At 76.8% G+C, this 7,665-nt stretch carries 7 protein-coding genes; 4 read left to right on the top strand and 3 right to left on the bottom strand.

What is annotated here, in order from left to right; translation table 11 throughout:
* From IE330_RS37130 to IE330_RS37120, 3 genes are all read right to left on the bottom strand, one after another.
* The coding region (locus tag IE330_RS37130) for a sensor histidine kinase (protein WP_229926205.1) at positions 1–1,182 on the bottom strand (1,182 nt) is incomplete at its 3' end.
* Positions 1,179–2,237 (bottom strand): hypothetical protein, encoded by a 1,059-nt coding sequence (locus tag IE330_RS37125; protein ID WP_229926204.1) that lies wholly within the window; start codon positions 2,235–2,237, stop codon positions 1,179–1,181. The genes IE330_RS37130 and IE330_RS37125, both read right to left, overlap by 4 nt.
* 258 nt (positions 2,238–2,495) lie before the next feature.
* Positions 2,496–3,269 carry an IclR family transcriptional regulator gene (locus tag IE330_RS37120; protein WP_190140596.1) on the bottom strand — a complete coding sequence of 258 codons (774 nt, stop codon included), beginning with the start codon at positions 3,267–3,269 and terminating at the stop codon, positions 2,496–2,498.
* Between the two features lie 157 nt (positions 3,270–3,426).
* Between IE330_RS37120 and IE330_RS37115 the strand changes: the two genes are divergently transcribed.
* The 4 genes from IE330_RS37115 to IE330_RS37100 all read left to right on the top strand — a co-directional run.
* On the top strand, positions 3,427–4,956 hold the full coding sequence (locus IE330_RS37115) for an aldehyde dehydrogenase (NADP(+)) (protein WP_190140595.1): 1,530 nt from the start codon (positions 3,427–3,429) through the stop codon (positions 4,954–4,956).
* A gap of 4 nt (positions 4,957–4,960) precedes the next feature.
* On the top strand, positions 4,961–5,581 hold the full coding sequence (locus tag IE330_RS37110; protein WP_190140594.1) for a DUF1349 domain-containing protein: 621 nt from the start codon (positions 4,961–4,963) through the stop codon (positions 5,579–5,581).
* Between the two features lie 130 nt (positions 5,582–5,711).
* Positions 5,712–6,443: a DsbA family oxidoreductase gene (locus IE330_RS37105; RefSeq protein WP_190140593.1), complete on the top strand. Its 732-nt coding sequence runs from the start codon at positions 5,712–5,714 to the stop codon at positions 6,441–6,443.
* 233 nt (positions 6,444–6,676) lie between these two features.
* Positions 6,677–7,665, top strand: a 989-nt coding sequence (locus IE330_RS37100; RefSeq protein ID WP_190140597.1) for an aminotransferase class V-fold PLP-dependent enzyme, incomplete at its 3' end; no start/stop codon positions are given.

Here is a 7,665-nt window from a genome sequence, read left to right as displayed (position 1 = left end):
GGCGACGCCGCGCAGGCCGTGGCCGCCGCCGGGCCGGGCGGGCGCGCTGCCGGCCGCGGCGGCGGGCGGCAGCGGGTTCTCGGCGAGAAGGTCCAGGCCGGTGGCGTCACGGGTGATCCGCAGCGTCACGGCGGTGCCGGGGCCCGCGTGCCTCAGGGCGTTGCTGAGCGCTTCCTGCACGATGCGGTACGCCTCGCGGGACACCATCGGCGGCAGCGCGTCGGCGCCCCCGGGCCCGAGGTCCACGGCGGCCCGCACCCGCAGCCCGCCCGCGCGGGTGCGGCGCAGCAGGCCGTCCAGGTCGGCGGCGAGGGTGGGCGCCGGGGCCGTCGAGGCCCGCTGGTCGCCCTCGCGCAGCACGCCGAGGACGGCGTCGAGCTCGCTCACGGTGCGCCGGGTGGTGTCCTCGATGGCGGCGAGCGCCTCGCGGACGAACTCCGGGTCGTGGTCGAGGACGCGGCGCGCGGCGCTCGCCTGGAGCGTGACGGCGCTCAGCGCGTGCCCGACGGAGTCGTGCAGCTCGCGGGCCAGCCGGTTGCGCACGGCCAGGTCGGCGGCGCGCTGCTCGGCGGCGGCCAGCCGGTCGGCGGGCGTCGGGCCGAGCAGCCGCGGGGCGGCGCCCGCGAGCAGCGCCCCGGACGCGCCCACGCACCCGGCGAGCCCGAGCAGGGACGCGGCGCCCGCGACCGGCGCGGCCACCAGGGTCCAGGGCTCCCGCAGCGCGTCGGGCAGCCCCAGCCAGGAACCGTCGAGGCCCACGAACACCGGCAGCACGATGAGGAAGACCGCGAACGGTACGAGCGCCAGCGTCATCCCGCTGATGATCCCGCCGCAGCCGAGGTGCAGCGTGAACCAGGCGGCCGCGCGCCCCCGTTCCCGGCGCGTGCGCGGCGGCCCGTCGGCCAGCGCCTCGTCCGGCACCGCGCACAGCGCCCGGACCGCGGCCACCGACATGGGCCGGGTCAGCGGGAACAGACCGGTGACCGCGGCCAGCGGCAACCCGAGCGCGAACGCGAGGAGTTGGGAGGAGAAGGAGGCGAACATGGCGGTCTCGCCGAGCAGCGGCCCCGAGGCCATGGACCCGACGAAGACGTACGGCATGGAGAGCGCGCCGCCCAGGATCAGATGGATCCACCGCCGCCGCGTCCGCCGCCCGAACAGGAGCGGGCCGAACCGTCTCACGCGCCCCCACCGCCGGCCGCGCGGCCCTCGCCGGGGCGGGCCCCACCGGCCACGCGCTCCCCGGCCCCCGCCCCCGCCCGGAGGGACCGGACGCCGACGGCCACCACAAGGACTCCGATGATCATCTGCACAGCGTAGGACAGGAGCGTCGCCGCCGTCGGCCGCTCGGTGACCTCGTCCACGGGCCCCAGCGAGGTCACGCTCAGCCACGCCGCCCAGCAGGCCACCGCGCCGGAGCCGAGCCAGGCGAGCGCCAGCGGCACCCGCGCGGGCAGCGCACGCCCCCACCGGAAGGCGAGCATCAGGCCGCCCGCCGCGGCCGCCGCGAGGTAACCCGCCTCCAGCACCTGGAGGACGGAGAAGTCGCTGGTCCGCTCCGCCGCCCGCGCCGCGTCGAGCCCCGCCGTCGACCCGCACGCCCACAGCAGCCGCAGGACGGCCGGGTACAGCGCGAGGGCGGCGGCCGCCACCGCGCACCACCGCGCCGCCCGCCCGGCCGGGGCCAGCTCCCGCACCCGGCCCCGCCCGACGTGCCCCCACCGGTCGCGGGCGTACAGCGCGAACAGCAGCCCCAGGCTGAGGCCCTGGAGGATGAAGCCGCCGTACACCACGCCGAAGACCCACTCGTCGAGGAAGGGCTCGCGCCCGGTGTCGGCGCCGCTCCCGGACCCGCCGAGCGCGCGCACCGCGAGCTGCGCCGGGAACCCGGCCATGATCGGAGTGAGCAGCCCGGTGGCCGCCCACATCGGCAGGACGAGCAGCCAGGCCGGGGTGCGGCGGCCCCAGGCCTGGGTGAGCAGCAGCGCGAGGACGATCACGGCCGCGTCCATGAGCACGGTCACCGTGTTGGCGACGACCATCACGCCCCGGTGGTCCAGGAGCGAGCTGCCGTCGGGGATGCCGACGCGGCTCCCGGCGATCCAGGCCAGCTTCAGGGACAGGTACGGCAGGCAGGAGGCGACGGCGACGGCGCGCAGCACGCGGCGGGGCCCGCTGGGGACGGAGCGCGCGGGGAGGCCCGCCGGGGCCGGGGCGGGGACGAGTGCCTGAGTCATGCCCTCACGCTCCCGCGCGGCCGGGGTCCGGCACCTCCTGCCCGGTGACGAAGCGCCTCCGCCGCGCGGGGGAGGCGGCCCGGCGGGAAGGGGGAGGTCAGAGCTGTCGTGGAAGGGGGAGGCCGAGGCCGCCGCGGAAGGGCCGAGGCCGCCGCGGAAGGGTCGGGGCCGCCGCGGAAGGGTCGGGGCCGCCGCGGAAGGGTCGGGGCCGCCGCGGAAGGGTCGGGGCCGCTCCTGGAGCGGCGGCCGTGGACGACGTCAGAGGCGCCGCGTGGCCAGGGTCAGCCGGTCGCGGGCGTCGAACAGCGCGTCCTTGACCGTCTGCTCGTGCGCGGGCGTCAGCCGCGCGACCGGCACGGAGCAACTGATCGCGTCCCGCGCGGGCGTACGGTAGGGGATCGCCACGCCGAAGCAGCGCAGGCCCAGCGTGTTCTCCTCGCGGTCCACGGCGAAGCCCTGCTCGCGCACGGTGTGCAGCTCCTCGATGAGCCGCTCGCGGTCGGTGATCGTGTTCTCCGTCAGTGCGGGCAGCGTCTCCGGCAGGAGCTTGCGGACCTGCTCGTCGGTGTGGGTGGCGAGCAGCGCCTTGCCCAGCGAGGTGGAGTGGGCGGGCAGCCTGCGGCCCACGCGCGTGAAGGGGCGCAGGTAGTGCTGGGACTGGCGGGTCGCCAGGTACACCACGTTCGTGCCGTCGAGGCGGGCCAGGTGGATCGTCTCGGTGGTGTCGTCCGAGAGCCGGTCGAGCGTGGGCCGGGCGGCGGCGACGACCTCGTCGCCGTCGATGTACGAGGTGCCGACGAGCAGGGCGCGCACCCCGATGCCGTACCGCGTGCCGGTCGCGTCCGTCTCGATCCAGCCCAGCTCGACGAGCGTGCGCAGCAGCATGTACAGGCTGGACTTGGGGTAGCCCAGGGCCTCCTGGACGTCGGCCAGGGAGTGCATCCCGGGGCGGCCCGCGAAGAACTCCAGCAGCTCCACCGTCCGCACCGCGGACTTGACCTGCGCGCCCCCGCCCGTCTCCGCAGCCGCCATCGCCCTTGACCCCTCACGTACGACGAGAAATAGTCTCCACTGTCCCGCTGGATTCACCATCAGAGACGGTGTTCAGCATATCGAACAGCCCTGGTGAATGGCAGCACGCGGCAGGCATCCACGTCAGGTCAATCTTGGACATCCTGGAGGAACTCCGGTGGCAGCAGCACCAGTCTGGAGCGTCGACCCCCGTACCGGGAAGCGGCGCGAACAGGTCGCCGTCGAAGCCACGGCCGAGGAGGTCGGGCGGGCCGTCACCGCCGCCCACGAGGCACGCGGCGCCCTCGCGGACCGGGGCACGCGCGCCGCCTTCCTGCGCACCGCCGCCGCCCTGCTCGACGACGCCCGGGACGCGCTGGTGGCGGCCGCGGACGCGGAGACGGCCCTCGGCCCGGCGCGGCTGACCGGTGAACTCGCCCGCACCTGCTACCAGTTGCGCGCCTTCGCCGACATCGTCGACGAGGGCGCCTACCTCGGCGTCGTCATCGACCACCCCGACGACACCACCACGCCCCCCACCCCGGACCTGCGCCGCTACAAGGTCCCGCTCGGCGTCGTCGCCGTCTACTCCGCCTCCAACTTCCCCTTCGCGTTCTCCGTGCCCGGCGGTGACACCGCGAGCGCCCTCGCCGCCGGCTGCCCCGTCGTCGTCAAGGCCCACCCCGACCACCCCGCCACCTCCGAGCGCGCCGCGGCCGTGCTGCGCCGCGCGGCCGCCGAGCACGGCGTACCGGAGGCGGTCGTGGGCCTGGTGCACGGCTTCGACGCGGGCCTGGACCTGATCCGGCACCCGCTGGTGGCCGCCGCCGGGTTCACCGGCTCGGTCCGCGGCGGGCGGGCCTTGTTCGACGCCGCCGCCGCGCGCCCGGTGCCGATCCCCTTCCACGGTGAGCTGGGCTCCCTCAACCCGGTCGTCGTCACCGAGGCCGCGGCCGCCGAACGCGCCGAGGAGATCGGCACCGGCCTGGCCGGCTCCATGACCCTCGGCGTCGGCCAGTTCTGCGTGAAGCCCGGCCTCGTCCTCGCGCCCGCCGGGGAGGGCGGCGACCGCCTGGTGACGTCCCTGGCCGAGGCCGTCGGCGCCACCGAGCCCGGGGTCCTCCTCGACCACCGCATGCGCGAGGCCTTCGTCGCCGGGGTCGCCGAGCGCGCCGCGCTGCCGGACGTCGCCGCCCCCGTCACGCCGGGACCGGGCGGCGCGCACACGGTGGCCGCGGGCTTCCTCACCGTCCCCGCCGCCCGCCTCGCCGCCGAGGGCGCGCACGACCTGCTCCTGGAGGAGTGCTTCGGCCCCGTCACCGTCGTCGCCCGCTACGCGTCCCGCGAGGAGGTCACGGCCGTGCTCTCCCGGCTCCCCGGCAACCTCACGGCGACCGTGCAGCTCTCCGCGCGCGAGGCCGCGGGCGAGGACGGCGCCGCCGCCCTGCTCGCCGACGTCACCCCGCTCGCCGGCCGCGTCCTCGTCAACGGCTGGCCCACCGGCGTCGCCGTCGCCCCCGCCCAGCAGCACGGCGGCCCCTACCCGGCGACCACCTCCACCTCCACCTCCGTCGGCGGCACCGCCATCGAGCGCTGGCTGCGCCCCGTCGCGTACCAGAACACCCCCGAGGCGCTGCTCCCGCCGGAGCTGCACGACGCCAACCCCCTCGGGCTGCCCCGGCGCTACGACGGCCGCCTGGAACACTGACGCCATGACCGCCACCGGCAGCCTCACCCTGCCCGAACTGCCCTTCCCGCTGCGGCCGTACGGCCCCGACGGCCACTGGTCGTACCAGGACGGCGTCCTCACCGGCCGGGCGGGACCCCGCCAGGACCGCTTCGTGCCGCCCACCGGCGAGGCCCTGGACCCGGCGTCCGACGCGCCCCGCCTGCTGGGCGCCCCCGAGGGCGACTTCCAGCTCGTCGCCCGCGTCACGCCCGGCTTCGCCGCCCCCTTCGACGCGGGCGTGCTCTATCTGCACGTCGGCGAGCGCGACTGGGCGAAGCTGTGCTTCGAGCGCTCCCCGGACCTGCCGACGATCTGCACCGTCGTGACCCGGGGCCGCTCCGACGACGCCAACGCCTTCGTCGTGGACGGCCCCGCCGTCTGGCTGCGGATCAGCCGCACCGGCGCGGCGTTCGCCTTCCACGCGTCGACGGACGGCGAGCGCTGGACGTTCGTCCGCGTCTTCCAGCTCGGCGACGCGCGGCAGGCCCAGGCCGCGCTCGTCGGGTTCCTCGCGCAGTCGCCGCGCGGCGAGGGGTGCGCGGTGGCGTTCGACCGCATCGCCTACCGCCCCGCCTGGCCCACGGACCTGCGCGACGGGTCCTAGGCGCGCCCGGCCCCGGCGCGGCACGGAGCACCCCGTGCCGCGCCGGGGAATGGAGCGGGGCCGTCCCGGGTTGCACCCAGGAGCGGAGGCCGGCTCCGCATCGTACGACCTGGAGAAGTGAGTCAGAGACATGCGCGTCGAGATCTGGAGCGACATCGCCTGCCCGTGGTGCTACGTGGGCAAGGCCCGCTTCGAGCGGGCCCTGGCGGACTTCCCGCACCGCGACGCCGTCGAGGTGGTGCACCGCTCCTTCGAGCTCGACCCGCACCGGGCCAAGGGCGACACCGCCCCCGTGCTCGCGATGCTCACCAAGAAGTACGGCATGACCGAGGCACAGGCCCAGGCCGCCGAGGACGGCGTCGGCGCGCAGGCGAACGCGGAGGGCCTCGCCTACCGCACCCGCGGCCGCGACCACGGCAACACCTTCGACATGCACCGCCTGCTGCACTTCGCCAAGGAGCGGGGCGCGGACCGGCAGGACGCGCTGATCGCCGCCCTGTACCGGGCGAACTTCGCCGAGGAGGCGTCCGTCTTCGACGACGAGGAGCGCCTCGTCGCCCTCGCCGCCGAGGCCGGTCTCGACCCCGACGCGGCCCGCGCCGTCCTCGCCGACCCCGCCGCGTACGCCGACGACGTCCGCGCCGACGAGCGCGAGGCCGCCGCGCTGGGCGCGAACGGCGTCCCCTTCTTCGTGCTCGACCGCTCCTTCGGCCTCTCCGGCGCCCAGCCCGTCGAGGTGTTCCAGCAGGCCCTGACGCGGGCGTGGGAGAGCCGGGCGCCGCTGACGGTGCTCGCCGACGGCGCCGACGGCACGGGCGCCGACGCCTGCGGCCCGGACGGCTGCGCGGTGCCGGGGGCCTGAGGTGCCGGGGGCCTGAGGCACCGCCCGCGAGTCGGCTCGCGCCGGGGCGACGCTGGAAGGGGCCGCCGGGCGTCCGCCGGGGCGAGGCGCAAGGACGTGTCCGCCGGGGCGACGTGTAAGGACGCGTCCGCCGGGGCGGCGACGCGCAAGGACGCGTCCGCCGGGGCGGCGACGCGTAAGAAGCGCTGAAGGGTACTCGTCAGGCATCCGTGACCGTCGCCCCGGCCGCCGTCATGGACCGGCGGACCGGCGGGCGGCACAGTGATCCCATGGAGATTCCCGGACGGCGCCAGCGCCTCGACGTGACCCTCGTACGCTCCGAATTCGCTCCCCGGACCACCTATCTGAACAGCGCGAGCACCGGCCTGCTCCCGGCCCGCGCCGTGCGCGCGATGCACGAGGCGGCCCTCTCCGTGGCCGAGGGTCGCCCGCAGGACATGTTCGCGGACGTGGAGGCGGCCCGCGCCTCGTTCGCGCGGCTCGTCGGCGTCCCGGTGAGCCGGGTCGCGGCCGGCGCGTCGGTGGCCGTCTACAGCGGCCTGGTCGCCGCCGCGCTGCCGCCGGGTGCCGAAGTCCTCACGGCCGAGGGCGACTTCAGCTCCACGGTGAACCCCTTCCACGTCCGCGGGGACCTGAAGGTGCGCGCCGTGCCGCTGGAGCGGATCGCGGAGTCCGTGCGCCCCGGCACCGCCCTGGTCGCCGTCAGCGTCGCGCAGTCCGCGGACGGCAGGATCGTGGACCTCGTCGCGCTCCGGGAGGCGGCCCGCGCCCACGGGAGCCGCCTCTACCTCGACGCCTCGCAGGCGGCCGGCTGGCTGGACCTGGGCGACCACGTGGCCGCCGCGGACTTCGCGGCGGCCGTCGGGTTCAAGTGGCTCACCTGCCCGCGCGGCGTCGCCTTCTTCGTCGTCCCCGAGGAGGCCGACGGCTTCGGCGGCGTACGGCCGCTGCTCGCGGGCTGGGTCGCGGGGGAGCGCCCCTGGGACAGTTGCTACGGGCCGGTCGAGGAACTCGCCCACTCCGCGCGCCGGTTCGACGAGAGCCCGGCGCTGCTCGCGTACACGGGCGCGCGCCACGCCCTCGCCCTCGTCGAGGAGCTCGGCGTGCCCGCGATCGGCGCGCACGGCCCGGCCCTCGCGGACCGCTTCCGCGCGGGGCTCGCCCGCCTCGGCCACGCGCCGGTGCCCGCGCCCGGGTCGCCCGTCGTGGCCGTGCCGGGGCT

This window comes from Streptomyces longispororuber, from assembly GCF_014656095.1.
Taxonomy (GTDB): Bacteria; Actinomycetota; Actinomycetes; order Streptomycetales; family Streptomycetaceae; genus Streptomyces; species Streptomyces longispororuber.
Note: the sequence above shows the minus strand (reverse complement) of the source record. Positions and strands in the feature narration are given on the sequence as shown.